The sequence below is a fragment of the Sphingobacteriaceae bacterium genome, assembly GCA_016715905.1.
Classification (GTDB): Bacteria; Bacteroidota; Bacteroidia; order B-17B0; family Aurantibacillaceae; genus Aurantibacillus.
The window spans coordinates 603467-625821 of record JADJXI010000003.1 but is presented as its reverse complement, the minus strand read 5'-3'; the positions used below and the strand labels follow the sequence as shown (position 1 = coordinate 625821).

16 protein-coding genes are annotated in these 22355 nt (G+C 33.7%); 8 read left to right on the top strand and 8 right to left on the bottom strand.

Translation table 11 applies throughout. The annotated features are described in order from the left end of the window. Positions 1-37: 37 nt before the first annotated feature. Together IPM51_03095 and IPM51_03090 are read right to left on the bottom strand one after the other, a co-directional pair. Positions 38-1006: a class I SAM-dependent methyltransferase gene (locus IPM51_03095; protein ID MBK9283284.1), complete on the bottom strand. Its 969-nt coding sequence runs from the start codon at positions 1004-1006 to the stop codon at positions 38-40. After that, the gene (locus IPM51_03090; protein MBK9283283.1) at positions 1006-3234 is read right to left on the bottom strand and encodes a hypothetical protein; all 2229 of its coding nucleotides are present in this window, start codon (positions 3232-3234) and stop codon (positions 1006-1008) included. The genes IPM51_03095 and IPM51_03090 overlap by 1 nt, the downstream gene beginning before the upstream one ends. A 74-nt stretch (positions 3235-3308) precedes the next feature. Between IPM51_03090 and IPM51_03085 the strand changes: the two genes are divergently transcribed. After that, entirely contained in the window at positions 3309-4442 is a 1134-nt protein-coding gene (locus IPM51_03085; protein ID MBK9283282.1) for an FAD-binding oxidoreductase, read from the top strand. Positions 4443-4467: 25 nt separating this feature from the next. Continuing rightward, entirely contained in the window at positions 4468-4950 is a 483-nt protein-coding gene (locus tag IPM51_03080) for a cytidine deaminase (GenBank protein MBK9283281.1), read from the top strand. Between the two features lie 52 nt (positions 4951-5002). Here IPM51_03080 and IPM51_03075 read toward each other — a convergent pair whose 3' ends face one another. Further along, positions 5003-6373: a T9SS type A sorting domain-containing protein gene (locus IPM51_03075; GenBank protein MBK9283280.1), complete on the bottom strand. Its 1371-nt coding sequence runs from the start codon at positions 6371-6373 to the stop codon at positions 5003-5005. 286 nt (positions 6374-6659) lie between these two features. Between IPM51_03075 and IPM51_03070 the strand changes: the two genes are divergently transcribed. Then, entirely contained in the window at positions 6660-13205 is a 6546-nt protein-coding gene (locus IPM51_03070) for a PD40 domain-containing protein (GenBank protein ID MBK9283279.1), read from the top strand. A gap of 11 nt (positions 13206-13216) precedes the next feature. Next, positions 13217-13789, top strand: coding sequence for a glutathione peroxidase (locus tag IPM51_03065; GenBank protein MBK9283278.1), 573 nt, complete (start codon positions 13217-13219; stop codon positions 13787-13789). Here the strand turns inward: IPM51_03065 and ung are convergent, their stop codons facing one another. Then, positions 13790-14455, bottom strand: a complete 666-nt coding sequence (ung, locus tag IPM51_03060) for a uracil-DNA glycosylase (protein ID MBK9283277.1) — start codon at positions 14453-14455, stop codon at positions 13790-13792. Positions 14456-14495: 40 nt separating this feature from the next. Here ung and IPM51_03055 point away from each other — a divergent pair, with 40 nt between their 5' ends. Next, the gene (locus IPM51_03055) at positions 14496-15686 is read left to right on the top strand and encodes a thioredoxin family protein (GenBank protein ID MBK9283276.1); all 1191 of its coding nucleotides are present in this window, start codon (positions 14496-14498) and stop codon (positions 15684-15686) included. On the opposite strand, the gene IPM51_03050 is transcribed toward IPM51_03055, so the two are convergent. After that, positions 15667-16416, bottom strand: coding sequence for a 16S rRNA (uracil(1498)-N(3))-methyltransferase (locus tag IPM51_03050; GenBank protein MBK9283275.1), 750 nt, complete (start codon positions 16414-16416; stop codon positions 15667-15669). The two genes, IPM51_03055 and IPM51_03050, sit on opposite strands and share 20 nt — an antisense overlap. Here IPM51_03050 and IPM51_03045 point away from each other — a divergent pair. From IPM51_03045 to IPM51_03035, 3 genes are all read left to right on the top strand, one after another. Then, positions 16399-16980 (top strand): DUF479 domain-containing protein, encoded by a 582-nt coding sequence (locus IPM51_03045; protein ID MBK9283274.1) that lies wholly within the window; start codon positions 16399-16401, stop codon positions 16978-16980. The two genes, IPM51_03050 and IPM51_03045, sit on opposite strands and share 18 nt — an antisense overlap. A gap of 1 nt (position 16981) precedes the next feature. Then, the gene (locus IPM51_03040) at positions 16982-17617 is read left to right on the top strand and encodes an O-methyltransferase (GenBank protein MBK9283273.1); all 636 of its coding nucleotides are present in this window, start codon (positions 16982-16984) and stop codon (positions 17615-17617) included. Between the two features lie 122 nt (positions 17618-17739). Next, positions 17740-18315, top strand: coding sequence for a hypothetical protein (locus tag IPM51_03035; protein MBK9283272.1), 576 nt, complete (start codon positions 17740-17742; stop codon positions 18313-18315). An 8-nt stretch (positions 18316-18323) separates the two neighbouring features. Here the strand turns inward: IPM51_03035 and cutA are convergent, their stop codons facing one another. Genes cutA through IPM51_03020 form a run of 3 tightly spaced genes read right to left on the bottom strand, consistent with a single transcriptional unit; the run spans position 18324 to position 22304 of the window. Then, positions 18324-18632, bottom strand: a complete 309-nt coding sequence (cutA, locus tag IPM51_03030) for a divalent cation tolerance protein CutA (GenBank protein MBK9283271.1) — start codon at positions 18630-18632, stop codon at positions 18324-18326. Beyond that, on the bottom strand, positions 18629-20029 hold the full coding sequence (locus IPM51_03025) for a TolC family protein (protein MBK9283270.1): 1401 nt from the start codon (positions 20027-20029) through the stop codon (positions 18629-18631). Before IPM51_03025 ends, cutA begins: the two co-directional genes overlap by 4 nt. Continuing rightward, positions 20016-22304: an HlyD family efflux transporter periplasmic adaptor subunit gene (locus tag IPM51_03020; protein ID MBK9283269.1), complete on the bottom strand. Its 2289-nt coding sequence runs from the start codon at positions 22302-22304 to the stop codon at positions 20016-20018. Before IPM51_03020 ends, IPM51_03025 begins: the two co-directional genes overlap by 14 nt. Positions 22305-22355 lie beyond the last annotated feature (51 nt).

Genomic DNA, 22355 nt, shown 5'->3' with positions numbered 1-22355 from the left:
AGCGATTAAGCAAGTAACAGTATATTTAAGACTAATGTTAATTCTTTTTTCTTACCGCTGCCACCATCATTTCTTCGCCGATATTAAAAAACGACAAGGTATTATAAATGAAATTATGAAAAAAGACAAATAATTTAAGTTGCCACATAGGGCGCTTGGTGAATTTATTAAAATAATTTTGTCGTTCGGCCGCATTAATTGTTGTACTCGCTTCGTTTATAGTTTGCTTTTCTTTCGATTTTAATTTTTTAATTAGCGGCAATATGGTGTACATAATAAAAAGTTTTATTTCAAAAGAAGATTTTATTTCCACCACTTCAAAACCATGATTGGCAAGAATTTTTTTAATTGTTGACTTACCAAAATAATTCACATGATCCAAACCCATCATCTTCCATTCACTTTTGTATTTTTTCGCAAAATAACTATCAATTTGCGGAACTTGTAAAAACAAAAAACCACCCGGCTTTGTAACCTTTGCGCATTTATCCAAAAAAACATCAGCATGATCAATATGCTCGAGCACATCCCACATGGTAACCACATCAAATTTTTTCTCTTCATTCATTTTAAAAAAATCAATATGATCAACAGGCAATTTCAGATCATTTACGCAATATTGATAGGGCTGTTCTGCGATTTCTATCCCATACACTTCATAGCCCAATTCTTTTCCGGCCAACATAAAATGTCCCCAACCCGCTCCCAGATCAAATAAAGAACCGCTCTTCACAAATTTCTGTATAAACTTAAATCGAAGTTTATGTCGTTGAATTTTAATCCAATTATTCCCGGATCTTACGGCAGCAGTCACATCTGCGTTTTTATAATTTTCGTACTTTATTTGTTTACGATAATAAGGCGGAATAAAAGTGAAATCACATTCAACACATTTTACAATAGCGCAATTCGATTTCTCATAAAGCAGATTAAATTTTTCTGAATTTGAATTAGAACATACACAGCACCGAATATCTTCGGCCATAAAAGAAGGAATGCTTTTCATTAGGGTTTAGTTTCCTGTTCAAAAATTAGTTCGGTAATTGGATTGGTATCACGGAAAAAAGAAACGCCTCCCCAATCAAACATTTTTTTCTGATACACCCATACTAAATCATCTTTTACAACCACGCGTTGCAAAATAGTAACTCCGGGCGCGGTTATTGTTTCTTCCGTAACTCCTTGTTTATATTTAGATAACAAATCTTTTTTTCTGTTTACTCCGGCAGTAGAATTATCTGATGTTAATAGTTTAGTACATTCAATCATTTTTGCTTTAGCATATGGATCATTATTCTTGTATACTAACGCTTCTTCATAATACTTTTTAGCTTCGCGGTATTTTTTTAATTCAAAATCATAGTCGGCTTTTTTCAATGCCTCTTTATATTTCTTTTCCAATTCAAGATTCTTAGCATTTGCTTCGGCTTTTGCCTTTGCTTCGGCATCGGCTTTAGCTTTATCAGCAGCTAATTTATCAGCTTCTGCTTTGGCCTTAGCATCTGCTTCTGCTTTCTCTTTTGCTGCTTTATCCGCAGCGAGTTGATCTGCCTTAGCTTTCGCGTCTGCATCTGCTTTTTCCTTAGCTGCTTTTTCTGCAGCTAACTTATCAGCTTTTGCTTTCGCATCTGCATCTGCTTTTTCCTTAGCTGCTTTTTCTGCTGCCAAACGATCTGCTTCGGCTTTTGCTTTTGCATCCGCGTCTGCTTTCTCCTTCGCGGCTTTATCTGCAGCTAACTTATCAGCTTTTGCTTTCGCATCTGCATCGGCTTTTTCCTTAGCTGCTTTTTCTGCTGCCAAACGATCTGCTTCGGCTTTTGCTTTTGCATCCGAATCTGCTTTCTCCTTCGCGGCTTTATCTGCTGCTAACTTATCGGCTTTTGCTTTTGCATCCGCATCTGCTTTCTCCTTCGCGGCTTTATCTGCTGCCAAACGATCTGCTTCGGCTTTTGCTTTTGCATCCGCATCTGCTTTCTCCTTCGCGGCTTTATCTGCAGCTAACTTATCAGCTTTTGCTTTCGCATCTGCATCGGCTTTTTCCTTAGCTGCTTTTTCTGCTGCTAAACGATCTGCTTCGGTTTTTGCCTTTGCATCTGCATCTGCTTTTTCCTTGGCTGCTTTTTCAGCTGCTAAACGATCTGCTTCGGCTTTTGCTTTCGCATCTGCATCTGCTTTTTCCTTGGCTGCTTTTTCAGCTGCCAAACGATCTGCTTCGGCTTTTGCTTTTGCATCTGCATCTGCTTTTTCCTTGGCTGCTTTTTCTGCTGCCAAACGATCTGCTTCGGCTTTTGCTTTTGCATCTGCATCTGCTTTTTCCTTGGCTGCTTTTTCAGCTGCCAAACGATCTGCTTCGGCTTTTGCTTTTGCATCTGCATCTGCTTTTTCCTTGGCTGCTTTTTCTGCTGCTAAACGATCTGCCTCCGCTTTTGCTTTTGCAGCAGCTTCTTCTTCGGCTTTCTTTTTTGCCAGAGCATCTGCCTCCGCTTTTGCTCTTGCCTCAGCATCAGCTTTCGCCTTTGCATCGGCGTCAGCCTTAGCTTTTGCTTCGGCTTCCGCAATCATTTTTTTTATCAATGCAACTTGTTCTCTTGGATATGCTTCAGCCGGTTTAATGCTACTGGCTTGTTCGTAACTGGAAATGGCAACTTGCCATTCTTTCTTTTGAAAAGATTTATCGCCTGCCTTTAAGGCCGCCTGGTAATTCGCTTCTTTTTCCTTTTCTTTATTTTTCATGGCCTTCTCAGCCTCTTTAATGGCTTGAAGTCCTGCTAACATTCTATCTAAATAAGCTTTATCATATTCCAGATTATCTTTATTAGGATTGTAATTATACTTAATTATGGGTTGGTTAAGTAATGAATAATCTACTCCTTCAACTCGCTTATTAAGCGACATATCAGCTTGTACAACAGGAAAAGAATTACCGGCTTTTTCAGGTGGAATTCCCAATGTACTTACAAAAAATCTTTTGGAAACGTATTCATCTTTTATCACAGTAATTAAATATTCGCCGCCCTGTTCAATGGAAAAATTATATTCACCGCTTGCATTGCTAGTTACACTGGAAATTACTTTACCTCCTTTTGATATTTGTAATATGGCACCCCCTACATCACCGCGGTCATCAGAAATAGCCCCCTGGAATTTAATTGGCACAGGCGTAACTGTTTCCTGCGAACAAAGCATGTTGACAGAAAAAATCAACAGAAGAACAATTAAGCGTTTAAATGCCATAGCTTTGAAAGTACAATATTCGCTATTAAATTTACGAAAATTTACCACATAAGAAATGAAGTAAAAAATTCTTTATGAATAAAAATGTTAATAACAGTTATTGGGAACTAAAACAATATTTCAATGAAAATGATTTAATAGTTGTGGGTGGAGGTATTGTAGGATTAACCACGGCTCTTCAGTTTAAATTAAAAAACAAAAAAGCTAACGTGTTAATTCTTGAAAGAGGATTGTTTCCGAATGGTGCCAGCACAAAAAATGCCGGCTTTGCTTGTTTTGGTAGTGCAACAGAATTGTTCGACGACTTAAGTAAAAGTGACGAGCAAACAGTGTTTGAAACAGTTGAAATGAGATGGAAAGGCTTGCAATTGCTCTTAAAAACACTTGGTTCAAAAAATATTCGTTTTATTGCATGCGGCGGCTATGAAGTATTTAATTCACTACAGGAATTGCATTTTATTGAGGATAAATTAGTCTTTTTGAACAAAAAAATTAAAGAAACTATAGGATTAGATAACACGTTCAAGAAAAAAAAATTAGATTTTTTTAACCCAAAATTGATTAAAGGATTAGTTATTAATCAACATGAGGGGCAAATTGACACCGGATTAATGATGGAATCTTTATTGCAATTAGCAATTTCGAACGGAGTTAAGCTGTTAAATGGGGTAGATGTAAGTAAAACATCGGATGCTTTAAATGGCGTTGAACTTCAAACTAACGTGGGTGTATTTAAAGCCAAAAAAGTAGTAATTGCAACCAATGGTTTTGTAAAAGATTTAATTCCATTAAAAGATGTATTACCGGCAAGAGCTCAGGTTTTAATCACAAAACCTATAAAGAATTTGAAATTGAAAGGATGTTTTCACTACGATAAAGGATATTATTATTTCAGAAATATTGATAATAGAATTTTATTGGGCGGAGGAAGAAATTTGGATTTTGAAGGAGAAACTATATCAGCATTCCAATTGAATTCCCTTATACAAAACAAATTAGATGAAATGCTTAAAAATATTATTATCGAAAATATACCACATGAAATTGAACATCGATGGTGTGGCATAATGGGTGTAGGTTCAGAAAAAAAACCCATTATTCAATTTTATTCTAATAACATTTTACTGGCTGTTCGAATGGGGGGAATGGGTGTTGCCATTGGAAGCTTAGTTGGTAAAATAGCCGCTGAAAAAATAGCAAAGACTTAAAATAATTTCAATACATTTATCACTCATGAATCAATTAAAAATAGAAGCTGCGTTTGATGTGTTTGCCAATGAAAATGATCTTAATAAGGAAGATCTACATTTATTGCAAAGTGCTAAAGTGGCCCTAAATAATGCTTATGCGCCTTATTCAAAATTTTTAGTGGGCGCTGCGATATTGTTGGAGAACGATGTAATTGTTACAGGAAACAATCAGGAAAATGCGGCTTATCCCTCCGGAATGTGCGCTGAACGTGTGGCTGCCTTTCATGCATCGTCTCTATATCCAAATATTAAATTCAAAACTATTGCTATAAGCGTAAAATCTGAAAATCGATGCATAGATATTCCGGTAAGTCCGTGTGGTGCTTGTCGTCAAAGTTTATTGGAATATGAAGTGAAGTTTAATTATCCGATTCGATTAATCATGAGTGGAGAAAAAGGAGAGGTGTACATTAGCAAATCCATTGTAAATTTGCTTCCGATTGCCTTTAACATAAATAATTTATGAAAAAAAAAGCCCGGTAATAAACCGGGCTTTTAATTTGTGTTTTTATCTTCTACTATTCGTTAATTACACGAACAACTTTTGAAGCTTTATTTGAATCAGTAACACGAATTAAATAAGCACCTGTTGGTTGAGCGCTTAAATCAACTGTAGTAATTTCTGTTTCAGAAACAAGTGTACTTACTAATTGACCAATACTGTTATAAACTGTAATTGTATTGCTTCCTTCTAAACCGCTGATGTTTACTTTACCGCTGATTGCAGGATTTGGATAAACATTTAAATTAGCGTTTAATTGGTTTTCAGCAACACCTACAATTCCACAGTTAGCAATTTGTAATGTCCAAGTTTTAGTATCTAAAGTTTTTCCTACTTTGCTAAATCCGTACATGTATTTAACGATAATATCAGCTGATGCATTTCCTGCAGTAGCATAAGTATGCGTAACGTTAGCCGTAGTATACGATCCGGTTGGCGTTGGAGGACCATTAAATGACCAATTGTAAACAGGATCAACAGCAGGCGTTGTCATTGTACCTGTTTTCGGAGCCCAATAAGTTGCAAAAGCATTATAGTTAAACTGGCGGTTATTTGCTATTTCCGAAGTAGTGTTTGTATACGTAATGCCAAGATTTGCACAATATGCACCAGGTGTTGCGGTTGAATTAGGAGCTGAAACATTTGCGTCAGCTGTAAAATTAAACGATACAAATGGCACAACTACTGCCTCTAAATCTGATCCTGGAGTTCCGGTGTTGTAATAGTTAGTTGTAGAAATTAAATTACCATTGTTTCTGATAAATCCTAAACTTTCACCAAATTTTTGGGTGGCTGGAGCGCCAGAAGTTGCAGTATGTGCTGCAGTAAAAAATACACGTAAGGTATCTGCAGGATTGATCGGATTTGCTCTATAACTTAGGAAAAAAGCGCCACTTGCAACAACAGGAGCGGTAAAGGTGGCAAATGTACCAAACTGTCCAGCTGTACTAGTAATTGCACAAGTAGCAGTAGTAATTGAAGCGCCCGGTACACCAGTTGGACTTGCTGTATAAAGAGTTACCGTTAGTGGTATCATTGTTGATGTTGAATTTGCTTGTCTTGATGCTAAAACAAGCGCTTTAGTAATAGTTACTGGTGTTCCGCTTGTGTTCAAAAAAGAACTACCAAACTCAGTGTTTACTTGCACAGACCCTGTATGAGGAGTTTTTACAGTTAAATAACTGTTTCCATACTTCCATTCATTCTTGTTTAAAAAATACAGTAATGTATCTGTTATGTTAACTACTGAAGTTTTATTAACACTTTGAGTGTTGCTTTGTTCAAGGGGAGCATTAACAAATGATGACATTTCCGGCTCAACTTTATTTTGCGCTTTTGCAGCTAAACCTCCTATTAATAGAGAGGCCATAAGTAATTTTTTAATCATTTTAGTTTTTTTTATTGGTTATTAGGCCAAAAATATAAAATTAAATGCTAACTTTTTCAATAAAATGCTATCGTCAATTATTATTTTACTTATCAAAATCTAAATCCAATCAGAAATTAAATTGAAATTTAAGTAGCTTAAGCGTATTTTATTGGTAAAGTTTATATATACAGCATGAGATTGTCTATTATTTTCATTAATTAACATTATTGTGTGAGAATATATTATGAAATATTACTTTTTATTGCATCTTTATAATAAGAATTATTAACTTTAAACCTTCATTATGCTATTAAGGTTCAATGCCTTATATTTTAACTCGCCCGGTATTCTTTTAAGGAATTTTGTTGGTCTTGTTTTTTTGTTAAGTCTTAATAATAAAGTACTTAGCCAAGTGACCAATGAGGAAACTATCAAAGAAGCGAACCGCCTATTCGAAGAAGATGAGTTTACTAAAGCCTACAAATTATACGCTCAGATTGTAGCCAATTATCCTAAAGATCCAGTATATAATTTTAAACTTGGGGTTTGTATGATTTATAGTGAAGTGGATAAGAAAAAATGTATTCCTTATTTAGAAATTGCAAATAAACAACCCGAAGAAGCCCCAAAAGAAGTTAAGTTTTACATGGGGAAAGCCATGCACATAAACTATCGTTTTGATGAAGCGCTAAAATATTATAACGATTATCAAAAAATTGGCTCCAAAGCTAACTTAAAAAAATTACAGGTTGACCGCGAAATTCGCGCTTGCGTGAATGGGAAACGGCTTTTAAGCAATTTAACAGACCTTGAAATTCTAAACAAAAAAACCTTGAACGAAGCAGACTTTTTCCGAAGTTATGAAGTGAAAAGTTTGGGCGGCAAATTATTAGTAACTCCCGAAGATTTTAAAACTTCAACGGATAAGAAAAAAAAGGATAAGTCTATTGTTTATCTACCAAAATCAAATGACGTAGTTTACTATAGCAGTTACGGCCCTAATAAAGAAACCGGAAAAGATATTTATTATCGGACTAAACAAGCTAATGGGCAATTTGGAGAGCCTATACTTGTTAAAGGTATTAATACCGAATTTGATGAAGACTATCCTTTTCTTCATCCAAACGGAACAACCTTATATTTTGCCAGTAAAGGCCACAACAGTATGGGTGGATATGATATTTTTAAATCTAATTTTATTGAAGAAACTAATTCATGGACCGCACCGGTAAACTTAGAATTTCCAATCAATTCACCTGACGATGACTTTTTATTTGTAACAGATTCCTTAGAAAAGACTGCCTATTTTAGTACAGGGCGACAAAGTTTACCGGGTAAAATTGATGTACTTAAAATTAATACCGAAAGAAAACCTATTGATGTATTGGCTTTAAAAGGAAGCGTTTTAAAAGAAAATGAATCGCAAAGTGTAAAAAGCAAAATAACAGTTAAAAACTTAGATGGTGGAAATTTGATTGGGGTTTATGAAAGTGAAGAAAACGGCGATTATTTAATGGATTTACCCAATGGATCCAAATTGTTATTCACTGTGGAAACGCCCGGAATACGTACCCAATCAGATAAAGTTTCTCTTCCATTAGCTACAACTTCTAAAGCTTTAAAGCAAACGATTACTTATGATAAGGGAGTTTTAAAAATTACCAATTATTTTGAAGGAACAGCAAGCGATGACAGTTACGTACAATATCTAAAAATAATTGAACAAAAGGCTAAGTTGGAAGTAAATGAAGGCAAGAATAACCTGAATACTGCCATTGCTAAAAACGATACCATCAAGAGTAATTTAGGAAATACCGATTCCAATACCGGACCGTCGGTTATTGAAGATACAACGGCTGTTAAAACTCAAACACAAGCTGTTGTAAGCAATAGTATTGTTGCATCCAACTCAAGCAAACTAAATAATGAGGAATTATCAAAAATCGCTAAGCAAGACGCAGAAGAATCTAGCACTGAGGCTAAAAATCTGCAACAAGATGCAAATGATGGTTTTGAACTTGGAAACTTAACAAAAATTGAAGCTGAGAAAAAAATAAAAAATGGAAACGAAATGCTCCAGAATGCGGAGTCAATAACCGATGAACAGGAAAAAAAGACAGCAACGGAGGAGGCGCAAAAAATAATTAAAGAAGGCGAAGCTGAATTAAAAAGCGCGAATGAAATTATTACTTATGCTAAAGTGTTGGATGACGACGCCAAGAACAAAAATCAAATTGCGGTATTAAATAAACAATACGTAGACGAATTAGATAAAGTAATGATTTCTAAAAAGAAAAATCCGGAGTCCCTTGAAAAACTCGAAACCATCCGAAAAGAAATTGACATAGCATCGAGTAAGAAAAATAATTCCGAAAATACACTCAACAACTTGAAATTAAATGCAGATCAAAAAGAGCTGGAATTCAAAACGCTTGAATCAGCAAACACAACAATTAAAAACGACATTGCGGATATAAAAACTGAAATCAAAGTAAAAGAAACGGAACTTTCTACCACACGAAAGAAAAAAGACAAAGAGCCAATACAGACGAAAATAAATGAATTAAACGAAGAGCTTAACGCAAAAGAAAAAGAATTGGAAAATAATGAAAACTCACTTGCTCTTGCAAAAAATGAAATGGAGGCCGCCAAAAACACGATTGAATTAGCCAACAAAATTAAAACAGAAAATATAGCTAAACCTATTGATGTTGCTTCTAATAACGAAACCAAAACAACAGAAATAACTCCAACTAAAAACAACAATACATCGGCTGAAAAAATTGATGACAGCAAACTTTTAGCTGATAAATACGGGGAAAAAATAACTGTATCTAACCCGAAAGAGAAAACATCTTTCGAAATCGCAAATACCCAATTAATCAACTATAACAAAGAAATAGATGCGGCTATAAATAAAAACAAATCTCTATTAGCTAAAACTAAAAATGCAAGCAATAAACAAAAACTATCGCAAGAAATTAAAAAATTAGAAAATACTAAAAAGCAAAATCAACAATTAATCGCTTCCAACAAAAAATCTATCAGTGAATTAGATCAACTTGCAAAAAGTGAAAAATCCAATTCTGATACAAATATTAATCCTATCTCAGCCAACAATAATCAAGAGGCCTTAAATCAACTTGATAAATTAAAAGTAAACTTAAAGATAAATGATAATGCCAACTTTGATTATAATAGCTACCAGAATACAGAAGCCCAAAGTTTAAAGGTAGAAGCAGATGCGAAAATTAATGAATCTGTTGTTCAACAGAAAAAGCTAAAAGAAGATATTGAAGCGGCAACCGAAAAGGTTAAAAACTCAAATTCAAATAATACCAATAGCAATGCAAATTATGAAAAACTAAATATTGAAGCAGAAGAATTAAGTTTAAAGGCTTTTGAATTGAGAAAAGAAGCGAATACAAAAACCGGAACCGAAAAAGATAATTTAATTGCGCAAGCGAATGAAAATGATAAAAAGGCAGATGAAAAGCATTTAGAGGCAGTTGCAATTCTTGAATCCAATAACAAAGAAGTATTCAATACCAATACCGTAAATTTAAAAACACTTCTTCAGTTAAATAAAGCCAGTGAGATGGATGTTAATGAAACCAATCGATTAATGGAAGAAGCTAACCTTTCTTTTAAACAAGCAGCTGCTATACGCGAAGAAGGAAACGCACAATCTAATGTGGCTGCCAAACTCGGCAATTTCAGCAATGCTGAAGAAAAGGAAGCAGAAGCGCTATCCAAACAAAAACAAGCTCTTTATATCATGCAAAAAACATCCGGCAATATTGCATTAAAAGAACCTCAAATAAATTCTAGTTCAGCTCCTAACCCCGACTTGAATAATCAACTTGCCGACGTAAACAACACTATAAATAATTTAAATGATTCCAGATTAGGTGCCTATCTCAAATTGTATGAAGCCAATCAATCTGAAATAAATTCACTAAAATCTAGCCTTAATGAATCAGGTGCACTGAATAACCCGAGCTTTAAAAGTGAAGTAAATAAAATCAATTCGAACATTACTGCTTATGAAACAGACAAATCAAATTCTGATAGTCAACAAAATTCAGCCGAAAAACTTAATATTTTAATTAACGCCTCCAAAAAGCAAATCGAAACCATTCTATTGCTAAATGAAATTAATAAAAAAGCATCGCAAACTCTTGCTGTAAACACCAACACAAAATCCAATGAAAATTTGGAGAACAAAACAAGTAATGAAAATAAGGGATCTGATAATACTGAAAACTCTACCAATGAAAATACAGAACAACCTGTTGTAACCAATACGGTAACCGAAAATGCAAATAACAACAAAAACAATACAACGGATAATAAAGCAGTAAAGAACAATTCAAATGAAAATCCGATTGCAGTTGAAACAAAAACATATTCTATTGAAGAATTAAGCAATGAAAAAACTTCCCCTAAAAATGTTATTGAAGAACTATCCACCAATCCGAATTTAATAACTAATCCCGGTGCCAATGCCCAAATGAAAGAAGCCCTTGCTTCACTTGAAAAAATTCAAAAACAAAAAACAAACCTAGATGAGAATAAAGGCAATGCTGATGTGAAAATTTCACCGGCCGAGAATGTTAAATCCGATGCTGAATTGCTTTTAGAGGAAGCTGAAGAGCTAAGTGTGAAAGCCTATAACGAAAGAACACTGGCAAATACTAAGGAAGGAGAAGAAAAGGATAGCATCATGAATATAGCGATGAATCACGAAAAAGAATCGCAAGCCAAAAAATTAAACGCAGTTCAACTCACCGAATCAGCCAATAAATCCATTTTCGAATCCAATAAAGAATCAATTAATGAGTTAATGGAAAAGGCAAAAACAGACAACCCAACCTTAGCTTCACAGTTGGAATATAAATTAAATGATATAAATACTTTAAATACACAATCCAATCAATTGAGGGAAGAAGCTAACGGGCAAACCAATACCAACGCAAAAATTGGAGCCATGATGAATGCAGAAGAAAAAGAAGATGAATTAATCATACTTCAAAACACCGTGTTGATGGAATTAAAAAATCAGTATCCAAATTACACGACTAAAAAAGCTGTTGTGAATTTAAGTGACAACAGTAATCCTGAAGAAATTGCCCGGAAGAAAAAAGAACTAGGTCAAAAAGAATCAGGCGAATTAACCAAGTTAACCAATGCTTTTAGTTTGGAGTTTGAAATGAATAAAACCAATCTTCCTGAGAATTTAAACGAAGATCAAAATTTAGTGAAACAGAATGCAGAACAATTAAATGCTGAATCAAAACGAATTTTAATTCAAGCAGAAAATGAATCCGATCTTGAGGAAAAAAATAATAAGCTGGCCTTAGCTGCTAAAATCGGTCAAAAATCTGTTGAACAACTAAATAAAATAACCCCGCAAAACAAATCCAATAATCAATTGGCCGTTAACAATAAAACTAAAACGAATAAAGAAACAAAAACAAATGTTTTAAAAGAAAACAAAACTAATAAGGTAAATACAACTAAAACCAATAAAGAACCGAAGGAGAATGTTGCTCAAAATAATTCTAACGAAAACAAAAACAACAAAGAGAATAAAACCAAAGCCGAATTGCCAAATAATAATACCGGTGGTAATGAAACTGTAAAAATAGAAGGGCTTGCGGTAGTAAAAGGAAATGCTTATTCCGACGCCAAACCCATTCCAATCGACGCAAAAATGCCTGATGGATTAATGTTCCGCGTTCAAATTGGTGCCTTTAAAACGCAATTGCCAAATAATACATTTAAAGGACTAAATCCATTAAACGGAGAAAATGCTCCAAATGGATATATTCGTTATACAGCCGGAAATTTTAATAAAATTGAAATTGCCAATGCCGTTAAAAACGATTTGCAAAAACTAGGCTATAGCGATGCTTTTGTTGTAGTGTATTACAATGGTAAACGCATTTCATTAACCGAAGCTCTTGCAATCATGTCTAATGAAGGAAAGCAAATTGATAACAATGCGCCAACTTCTATGGGCATTACTTCCAATGTAAATATCCCTAAAGTAAATAATCCACCGGCCACACTTAATAACGAAACAGCCAATGTTACTCAAGAATTAGAAAAAATTAATGGCCTACTATTTACCGTGCAAATTGGAGTCTATTCAAAACAAGCTAGTAAAAAACAATTATTGAATTTAAGTCCGATTTATACGGAAAAACTGCCAACCGGGTTATTCAGATATACGGCAGGCGTTTATAATAATACCGAAAAACTATTGAGTGATAAAGCTAAGGTGGTTACTTATGGAGTAAAAGATGCTTTTGTAAGTGCTTATTTAAATGGCAAACGTATTAGTTTCGCTGAAGGAAAAACAGCCAAAGAAAATGCGGCCACCCAATTGGAAGCGGAAAATCCAATAATTTTTCCGGCTAATCCGGCAAACGAAAACAATAATCCGGAACCTGAAAAACCTATAAATAATACACCTAAAAACAATGCTCCAACAGATGTAAAACCTTTTACAAATAATGTAAGCTCATACCCTAAAGCTACACCTGATAATGGAATTAAAGAAAGTCAGGAAGGCGTATGTTTTAAAGTACAAATAGGCGCATACAGTAAACAAGTGCCAAATGATGTGGCCGCTAAATTTATGAGTATAAAAACCTGGCCAATTGAAAACAAGCAGGTAAACTCTTTGTTTATTTATAATATTGGAAACTTTACCTCAGCGCAGTTCGCTAAAAGTTTAAAACTAGAAGCTATTAACGCCGGTATTACAGATGCTTTTATAACAGTTTATAAAGATGGGGTTAAATTGTTCGGTGCAGAAGCCAGCACACTATTAAATCAATAATAAAAATAAATATGAAACTCAATAAAATAATACGCAAATCCGGATCCATAATTTTCATTGGAGTTATGAGTTTATTAAGCTTCACGCCATTTAAAAAGAATCACCCCAGTGGCGGCAAAAATGTATACGATTTCAAAATTAAAACTATTGACGGTGAAAGTATCTCATTATCAAAATACAAGGGGAAAAAGCTATTGTTAGTGAATGTTGCCAGCGAATGCGGTTATACCCCACAATATAAAGACCTTCAGGCCTTATATGAAAAATACAATGATAAATTGGTTGTGATAGGTTTTCCTGCTAATAATTTTGGAGCGCAGGAACCCGGCGATAATAAACAAATTAAAAATTTTTGTACAAGTACGTATGGTGTTACTTTTCCTATGATGGAAAAAATAAGTGTGAAAGGCGATGACACCCATCCACTTTACCAATTTCTTAAAAATAAAGATGAAAATGGTTGTTGTAATGATGCGCCCGTTTGGAATTTTTGTAAATATCTCATTGATGAAAACGGAAAAGTAATTAAATTTTTTAATAGCAAAGTAACTCCACTAAGTGACGAAATCACTTCTTTACTGTAATCAAAAACACCAGTTAACGGGTGATTTACCAATAGAATTCAAGTAAACATTGGCTTTAGAAAAATGTTTGCTTCCAAAATATGCTCCCCGAGCTAATGGCGAAGGATGCGCCGCTTGTAACACCAAATGTTTGTTATGATCTATTAATACGGCTTTTTCCTTTGCGTAATTTCCCCACAACATAAAAATAATTCCTTCGTATTTAGCCGAAATTATATTAATTACCTGATCGGTAAATTGCTCCCACCCTTTTTTTTGATGGCTTCCTGCATTATCTTTTCGAACAGTTAATACCGAATTTAATAAAAACACGCCTTGGTCAGCCCAGTGTTCTAAGTTTCCGGTTATCGGAATATCACATCCTATATCTGTTTTTAATTCTTTAAAAATATTAACCAAACTAGGGGGCATTTTCATTCCATCATTTACCGAAAAACATAAACCATTGGCCTGCCCTATTCCGTGATAAGGATCTTGTCCTAAAATAACAACTTTTATTTGCGTGGGTTTTGTTCGGTTGAATGCAGAAAATACCAATTCCTGTTCCGGATAAATTTTATAATTCTCCCGCTCCTCATCCAAAAAATCGCATAGCCGAATAAAATAATCCTTAATAAATTCATCTTTCAATAAAACTTGCCAATCTGTATCTAAATGGTAATTCATCCCTTTTACAATTTTACTATATTTGTTTAAATTAAGCATCATGAAAAAAATAATAATTGCCGGGTTTCTAACATTTGTTTTTGGGCTACAGGCACAAAATAAAGAAATACAATTTGAACACGGAAATTTAGCTTCTGTTTTTGAAAAAGCTAAAAAAGAGAATAAACTTATATTTATTGATGCTTACACAACTTGGTGCGGCCCTTGCAAATGGATGGCTAAAAATATTTTTACCAATGATACAGTAGCAGATTATTATAATACGTCGTACATCAATTATAAATTGGATATGGAGAAGGGCGAAGGATTAGAATTCGCAAAAAAATACAATGTAAGCTGTTACCCGAATTTAATTGTTCTGAATAGTTCAGGTGAATTGGTTCATCGCGGCGCCGGAGGTTTACCTGTTGAAAGTTTCCTTGCTTTTGGGAAAAACGGCTATTCGAGTGATAAAAATTTTACAGCTATTAAAACAAATTATGAAAAAGAAAAATTAAATGAAGCTACAATATTAAGTTATGCGCAATTATTGCGCGGATGTTGCCTTGATCCAAGCAATGAAATAAACAATTACTTAGCAAACCTCAACGATAAAGACTATTTGAAAAGAACAAATTGGGTTTTGTTTAGAGATTATATCAATAACTTTCAATCAAAACCGGCAACTTATTTTATAGCGAACTATTCTACATTCGAAAACAGTTTTGGTAAGGACACCGTTGAGGGGAAAATGTTGAAATTAGGTAAATCTTATTTTGGCAAATTTATTTACGCCAAAGAATATGATAAAACAGGTTATGAAAATGCCAAGGCCGAATTCACAAAATCTAATTATCCAATGTCAGAATCAATTTTAATAAATAGCGATTTAAGCCTCTATCAGAAATTTGATACAGAAAAGTATTATCCCCTGGCTGCCGAATATCACTTGAAGCACAGCACAAATAATGCAGCTGCCTTAAATCAAATAGCTTGGCAGTTTTATGAAAAAGTAAGTGATAAAAAATTGCTGGAAGACGCACTAAAAATGTCACGCCGCGCCTGTGAATTGAAGGCCCAGTATATGTATGAAGATACGCAAGCTGCTATTTTATTTAAATTGGAAAAATATTCTGAAGCTGAACAAGTAGCGAATAAGGCAATCGCCAGTGCAAAAAAAGAAGAAATGAGTGAAGACGAATATAAGGAAACGATTGACTTGTTAAACAAAATTAAAACGCACTTAAAATAGAAACAGTCTGACAAACTACCAGGCCAGCCGTTTCTGTTCTTAAACGATTATTTCCAAGCGATACCGGGACAAATGATTGATTATTTGCCAAAGCTATTTCTTCGTTTGTAAAATCACCTTCCGGACCAATCAAAACAAGTGTTTTTTCATTTTTGAATTTGAATCCGTTAAAGTCCTTTTTTTCGGAATTTGCACAGTGAGCAATTAGCTTTTGACAATCGGAAGAAACAGTTCCGATAAAATCATTGAATAATCTAATTTCATTTACTTTTGGAATTTGAAACTGCAGACTTTGTTTAACAGCACTCAACACAATTTTATTCATACGCTCTAGTTTAATGGCTGTTCGTTCAGAATTTTTACATCGAATAAAAGAAATTTCGTCAATACCTATTTCCACACACTTCTCCAGCATCCACTCTATTCGCTCATTTTGTTTGGTGGGCGAAATGGCCAAGTGCAAGTAATAATTTCTTGGGTATGGATTATTTTCCTCCGATTGAATTTCCGCTTCACACTGTTTAGCATTAATCCTTGTTAAAACAGCATTGAATTTTTTACCGCTTCCGTTCAACAACTGAATAACATCCCCTTCTTTCATTCTAAGCACTTTTGCACAATGCAAACTTTCTTCCTCATTCAGAATAGCATTTTTATTTTGTATTTCGGCTAGAAATATATTCACCCGATAAAAATACGTAATTTTATACGTATGAATTACCTGGCCCATTCTTTTCTTTCGTCCAATCAAGAAGGATTATTAATTGGTAATTTTATTGCTGATCATATTAAAGGTCAGATACCTGAAAATTACCCTTTGGAAATTATGGAAGGAATTCATTTGCACAGGCAAATAGATTCGTTTACAGATTCGCATCCCTTGTTTAAAGATAGCAAAAGAGTATTTTACGATAAATTTGAAAAATACAGCGGTATTTTGGTGGATTTTTATTTCGACCATTTACTTGGATCAAAATTTGAAATGTATTCTTCTATTAATTTACAGGATTATTGTGATTCTGTATACAAAATCTATACTAATAACAGTCAATACCTCCCTGAATCAAGTAAACAATTTTTAAATTATGTATTGAATCATAATGCCTTTTTTAATTATTCAAAACAAGAAGGCATTGAAAAAATACTTACCCACTTTTCGCATAGAATAAATCATAAAATTGCTTTGAACGAATCATTACCGGTTTTCATTGAAAATCGCGATTTACTGGAAAATAATTTCAATACTTTTATGAATGATGCAATGAATAAATTTTTAAATAATAAAAATAACTAAAATGGAATTTATAAGTAATGAATTGTTAGCTTATAGCGAAATGCACTCGAGTCCGGAAAATGAATTGCTAAGTGAATTAAACCGTCAAACTCATTTAAAAGCAAGAATGCCAAGGATGTTAAGTGGGCATTTACAAGGGCGACTTTTGTCATTTCTCTCAAAAATGCAAAAACCGGATTGTATACTGGAATTGGGCACTTACACCGGATATTCAGCGCTTTGTTTAGCCGAAGGGCTGAATAAAAATGGAAAGCTTATAACCATTGACAACAACCCGGAAACTCAGGCAATTGCTAGTGAATACTTTCAAAAAAGTATTTACAAAAATCAAATAGAACTTTTAACGGGTAATGCTGCCGAATTAATTCCTACCTTAAATATCAAACCCGATTTGATTTTTATTGATGCCGATAAAATAAATTACTCCCTATATTTTGATTTATTAATTGACGTACTAAAATCCGGAGCCTTAATCATTGCCGATAATGTACTTTGGAGTGGCAAAATACTATTAGAGAAAAAAGACCCCGATACCTTAGCCTTGCATGATTTTAACACTAAAGTAAGACAAGATAAAAGGGTAGAAAGCCTCCTTTTACCTGTTAGAGACGGATTAATGTTACTGAAAAAAGTATAATTTTAGCATTTAAAACAATTTAGTAAAAGGTTGGGATTTGGACAAAAATCAATATTTATTAGCTAAAATCAAACCTTAAATGGTTTTTTACGTATACATTAGTAGGAATTAACACCAGACTTATGAAAGCAATCAAACATACCCTCATTTTAATCATTATTCTTCTTTCAATTAAGTCGTTTAGTCAGGGAATTACTGAAAGTACCTGGCAGGATGGAGACATTATATTTATCAAAAATCCGAAAATGCCGCCCGCGAATGAACCCGGCGACAAGAAAAATTTTAATTGTACAGGTTTAATCATCCACGATAAAGAACACGCGTATGTGTATTTTATGGACGATGTTTTTAAGAAAATGATTATTTGGGATTTTATTGATTTAAGTGAAGGTAAAAAATACAGCGTTAAATGGTTGGCGGAAAAAGATTTAGTAGATCAATCGGCAGTAAATACAATGCAAACCTATTGCAATGCAAAAATAGGAGACAAAAAAGACAATACAGAAAGTTTGAATAGTGAGGAGTTATTTAATGCGGAATTTGTTTGGAAAATTTACATGTCCACTTTGGGAGTAAAATTATGCGAACCAAAAGACTTAAACATATCGGCAGACAGTAAAAAAGACCTAAGCACCACCGGTTATACAAACAAAACAGTTACAGTAAGAGACATTTACAGATCTGAATTGTTAGAGTAAAAATTTTTTTATTTTAAATTTTCTCTCAAATAGGCCGAATGCTCAACATTCATTTGACTTATCGGCAGGGAATACATGTAAACAAATTTTCCTTTCACAATCTCTTTCACAAATAATTCTATTTCCGAATATAACAGGGCTTTGGTAATAAAGCTCAATTTATAATTCACGGTATCCATTAATTCACCATTATTATTCAGAATCATTTTTCTTTCCTGGTCTAGTTGCATATGTAAAGCATATTTTGCAACTAAAATTTCGCGCGCAATCTCCTTGGCTTCGTCTTCATGGGATGATATAATGTGAAAGGTTATCATATCTTATAATTTAAATTACCTTGAATATAAATCATGGTGAGCACATAACTTATATACTTGAGTTTATACTCGCTCTCTTTCAGTTCTGTTTCGAGCCACTTATTTTCACGGGTATTTACTAAAAACAGGGAACTTTCGCCATTGTAAAATTTAAGTTTTTCGGCTTCCAACAATTTTTTACTGAGTTCAGCATTGTTTATTGCGTTATTTATTTGCTGAGAAAGAACTACAATGGCTTCTTTTAAATAAAACAGTTTATTATTTAACTCTCTGCTTTTATTTTCCATTTCCATTTTATTATTCGCAATTTCAAGATTTGCAATTTTTAAATTATTTCGGGGATTAGATAAAAATAAGGGGAAGCTCAAGCCTGCCCCCCACTTGTAATTATTAGAAGAGAATAGAATGGCATCCGAATTATTTTGGCCTAATAAAAAATTATACCTGAAATCCAGCTTTGGTTTTATCATTTCTCGTTTTAACCTTCGCTCAATAGTTAGTATTTTTTCTTTAGATAAATATTGAGAAATTAAGGGATTGTTATTCTCTACATTAGTAATTTCCTTCTCGGCAAAACCTCTAAAACGTAAATACATCCGTTCTAATGAATCGGGCGTGTTGAATTGTTCACTATTTAAAGAATCTGAAAATGCAGGGTAAAACACATTTAAATTAGCTGTTTGTTTTTGATATTCAATTAATGCAGTTTGAAAATCTAATAATCTCGATTTATAATTAATGGAAGCTTCAACACTGTCAATTCCGGCATGCTCACCTATTTTAGCTAATTCAACTATTCCTAAATATCGAATCTGAGCCAGTTTAATAAAGTAATCGTATAATTTCAATTGCTTTTGAACAAATACCCAATTAGCATACGTAGTACTGGCGGCAAAAAATAAATTATTTAATTGTATATCTTTTTCAAGTGAAAAATAGGTTTTTTGTTCTTTGGCTTTTAATAAATCAGCTCTCCGCTTATCGATCATCAAGCCCTGTAACACACCCATTTCAATTCCGGCATAAGGTAAACCGGCCACCGGCAAATTGTTTTGCGGATTTAAAAAATCTCCATTTGCATAATCAAATCCGGCTTTCAAATATTGCGAAGTAAAAATCGGCTGTTTTATTTCACCACCAATCATATTGTAATACTCTTTCCCGCCAAATTGTTTATTGTCCACTGAAGCATTTATTTGTGGGTCGTACTGACCGCGAAATGCTTTAAAGTTATTATTCGAAATTTTTTGAATATTATTAGCTTTTTCGGCCAGCGGATTATCGGTACTCACATGTTCCATGAAAAAATCAAATGTAAACACGTATTCTTTCTGCGACTGAATACTCAAATATTGAATTACAAAAAATAAAAATAATATGTTTCTATTTGTCTTCACGCTTACCCTCTTCTTTTTTATCTTTATTTACTGAGTTATCCTTCTTATTTAATGAGTTATAAAATTCCGGCGGAAAACCGTTGGCTTTTCGCCATAATTCATAAATCAATGGCACATCCTTTAAGAGCACAAAACCTTCCACTCCTCCGCCGGGCTTAATAGCTTCAGGCCATTTTTGTGCTAATTTATTCATCGCTAACACTCTGAATTTTCCATTATCGCTTATATTTCGATCAATAGAAATAACTTCAGCAGAATAAGTTCCAAAACTAACCCCGGGCCAACCACTGAATACAAAGGCAGGCCAACCATCAAATTGCAATTGAATTACCCTACCCTCCTCTATCAAAGGCAAATCAATCGGATCTACGTATACTTCAACGCTTTGTTCGTTGCTTTCCGGAACAATACTGCAAATGGAAGCTCCATCTTTCACAATTTCACCAATACCTTGATAAAATGTTTGCATCACTAATCCATCTTGCGGCGCCAAAACATAATAATAATTTTGACGAATGGAATAATTTGCCAATTGATTTTGCATTTTTGTTAATGTAGCTTCTGCATCATATAGCGTTGAAAAAGTGGAAAATTTTTCAGATTCAGCCTTCATTAGTTTTTCATTGAATTCCTGCCGAATTGAATTTAATTCGATGTCAATATTCAATAATTCGTTTTTACTGATTGCCCATTTATTTTCCGCTGAAATCATTTTGGCCCCGGCATCCTGCAATTTTATTTTCCGATTTTCAAAATCAGTTTTTGATATAACATCTTTTTTTAGCAATTCTTCATAGCGTTTCAATTGTTCTTCTGCCACTATATAATTGTTTTTTGCGGTAACCATCTCCATACTATCAGATACCACTTTGTTTTTACCTTGTAATCTTTTGTTTTTTAACTGCTCGGTTTTTAATTGCAGGTTTTTAGTTAAAGCATCTACTTGTTCGTCAATTGAATTTATTTTATTCTCATACGAAACAATATTTTGCTCCTTCGATTTTATTTGCGATTCGGATCTTGTTAATAAGGAAGGATCCAAATATTCGTCCTTTACTTCTGAAATAAAAGCAATGGTATCTCCCTTTTTTACATACTGCCCTTCGCTCACGTACCATTTTTCTATTCGTCCAGAAATGCGAGTATGAATGGTTTGTGGTTGTTTTTCCGGATTAATTACAGTAACCTTCCCATCGGCACGTATGGTTTGTGTCCACGGCAAAAACACAACAATAACTATAGCGATTAGGATTCCGTAAAATGCCATTTTTATTTTTTTAGAATAGTGATGGCTATAGTAATTTTGCGCAGCCGGCATTTTATTGGGTTCGTTGTCGAGAAAAGAAATTTCGGGATGATAGGCAAACATTTCATCAATTTTCACCAATGCAACCACTACATCATAGCAGGTATCCAAATTAAAAATTAATTTTTCTACGGAGTTAATAATTAAGAAAATGATAATTTCAGTGGCTACAAACTGCCCAATATTTAACTCACCACTTTGAACCAAAAAAATACCAACTATTAATAAAATAGAAACAAATACAATATTAAAAATCATTATCCCTTTGAATTGCCACTCCAGCGATTTAAAATGTTTTTTTCTTGCCGATAAATAGTCATCCAAAAATTTATCACTCTTTTCGTATTCATCATCTTCTTCTTTAATGATTTTCAAGGTGGATTCTTGTAACCACTTAGCCAAACGATATTTGCTTCTGGAGGTTTCCAAATTGGACTGAATTGCGCCTCTACCTTTTGTTCGGATAATAAAATATAAACCTCCAACCATCAATAAGGTAAATATTAAAAACCAGGAACTGTAAACCGGCAAAATGAGTAATCCAATAACTATACTGATAATGGCAAAAGTAAAGTCTAATAAAATTTTACCTACCCCTTTTTGTAAAGTAACCACGTCGAAAAACTGATTAATTTTAAATGAAATTTGTTCCCTGTCACTGGTCACTTGTAATAAGGAAGAAATACGGTCTGTTAAAGTGGCAAATAGTTTTTGATTAATGGTTTCATTAATTCTTAACTGCCACAACTGAAAATAACTTAAAAAAACTACAGCTAATATGGCTACAAAAGCAATTAAAAATAAGGAAGAAGTAAATCTGCCTGCCATGGTATAGGTAATAATTCCCTGTATACAAAGGGGTATAGATAAATACATCAAGCCCTGTACACCCGACAGTAAATACACCTTTGATAAGGTTTTGCGTTCATTTTTTAACCAGGTAACAAAAAGGTCAAATGGAGTTTTCATGCTGTAAATATAATAGCAAATAACTTATTTATAATAGTTTTACTATCATTT

Bases quoted from the DNA above. Each gene is read 5' to 3' on its own strand.
- IPM51_03055 (MBK9283276.1), top strand. From the start codon at position 14,496: ATGAAAAAAATAATAATTGCCGGGTTTCTAACATTTGTTTTTGGGCTA.
- IPM51_03085 (MBK9283282.1), top strand. From the start codon at position 3,309: ATGAATAAAAATGTTAATAACAGTTATTGGGAACTAAAACAATATTTC.
- IPM51_03065 (MBK9283278.1), top strand. From the start codon at position 13,217: ATGAAACTCAATAAAATAATACGCAAATCCGGATCCATAATTTTCATT.
- IPM51_03090 (MBK9283283.1), bottom strand. From the start codon at position 3,234: ATGGCATTTAAACGCTTAATTGTTCTTCTGTTGATTTTTTCTGTCAAC.
- IPM51_03045 (MBK9283274.1), top strand. From the start codon at position 16,399: ATGAATTACCTGGCCCATTCTTTTCTTTCGTCCAATCAAGAAGGATTA.
- IPM51_03080 (MBK9283281.1), top strand. From the start codon at position 4,468: ATGAATCAATTAAAAATAGAAGCTGCGTTTGATGTGTTTGCCAATGAA.
- cutA (MBK9283271.1), bottom strand. From the start codon at position 18,632: ATGATAACCTTTCACATTATATCATCCCATGAAGACGAAGCCAAGGAG.
- IPM51_03050 (MBK9283275.1), bottom strand. From the start codon at position 16,416: ATGGGCCAGGTAATTCATACGTATAAAATTACGTATTTTTATCGGGTG.
- IPM51_03070 (MBK9283279.1), top strand. From the start codon at position 6,660: ATGCTATTAAGGTTCAATGCCTTATATTTTAACTCGCCCGGTATTCTT.
- IPM51_03020 (MBK9283269.1), bottom strand. From the start codon at position 22,304: ATGAAAACTCCATTTGACCTTTTTGTTACCTGGTTAAAAAATGAACGC.
- IPM51_03040 (MBK9283273.1), top strand. From the start codon at position 16,982: ATGGAATTTATAAGTAATGAATTGTTAGCTTATAGCGAAATGCACTCG.
- IPM51_03095 (MBK9283284.1), bottom strand. From the start codon at position 1,006: ATGAAAAGCATTCCTTCTTTTATGGCCGAAGATATTCGGTGCTGTGTA.
- IPM51_03075 (MBK9283280.1), bottom strand. From the start codon at position 6,373: ATGATTAAAAAATTACTTATGGCCTCTCTATTAATAGGAGGTTTAGCT.
- ung (MBK9283277.1), bottom strand. From the start codon at position 14,455: ATGAATTACCATTTAGATACAGATTGGCAAGTTTTATTGAAAGATGAA.
- IPM51_03035 (MBK9283272.1), top strand. From the start codon at position 17,740: ATGAAAGCAATCAAACATACCCTCATTTTAATCATTATTCTTCTTTCA.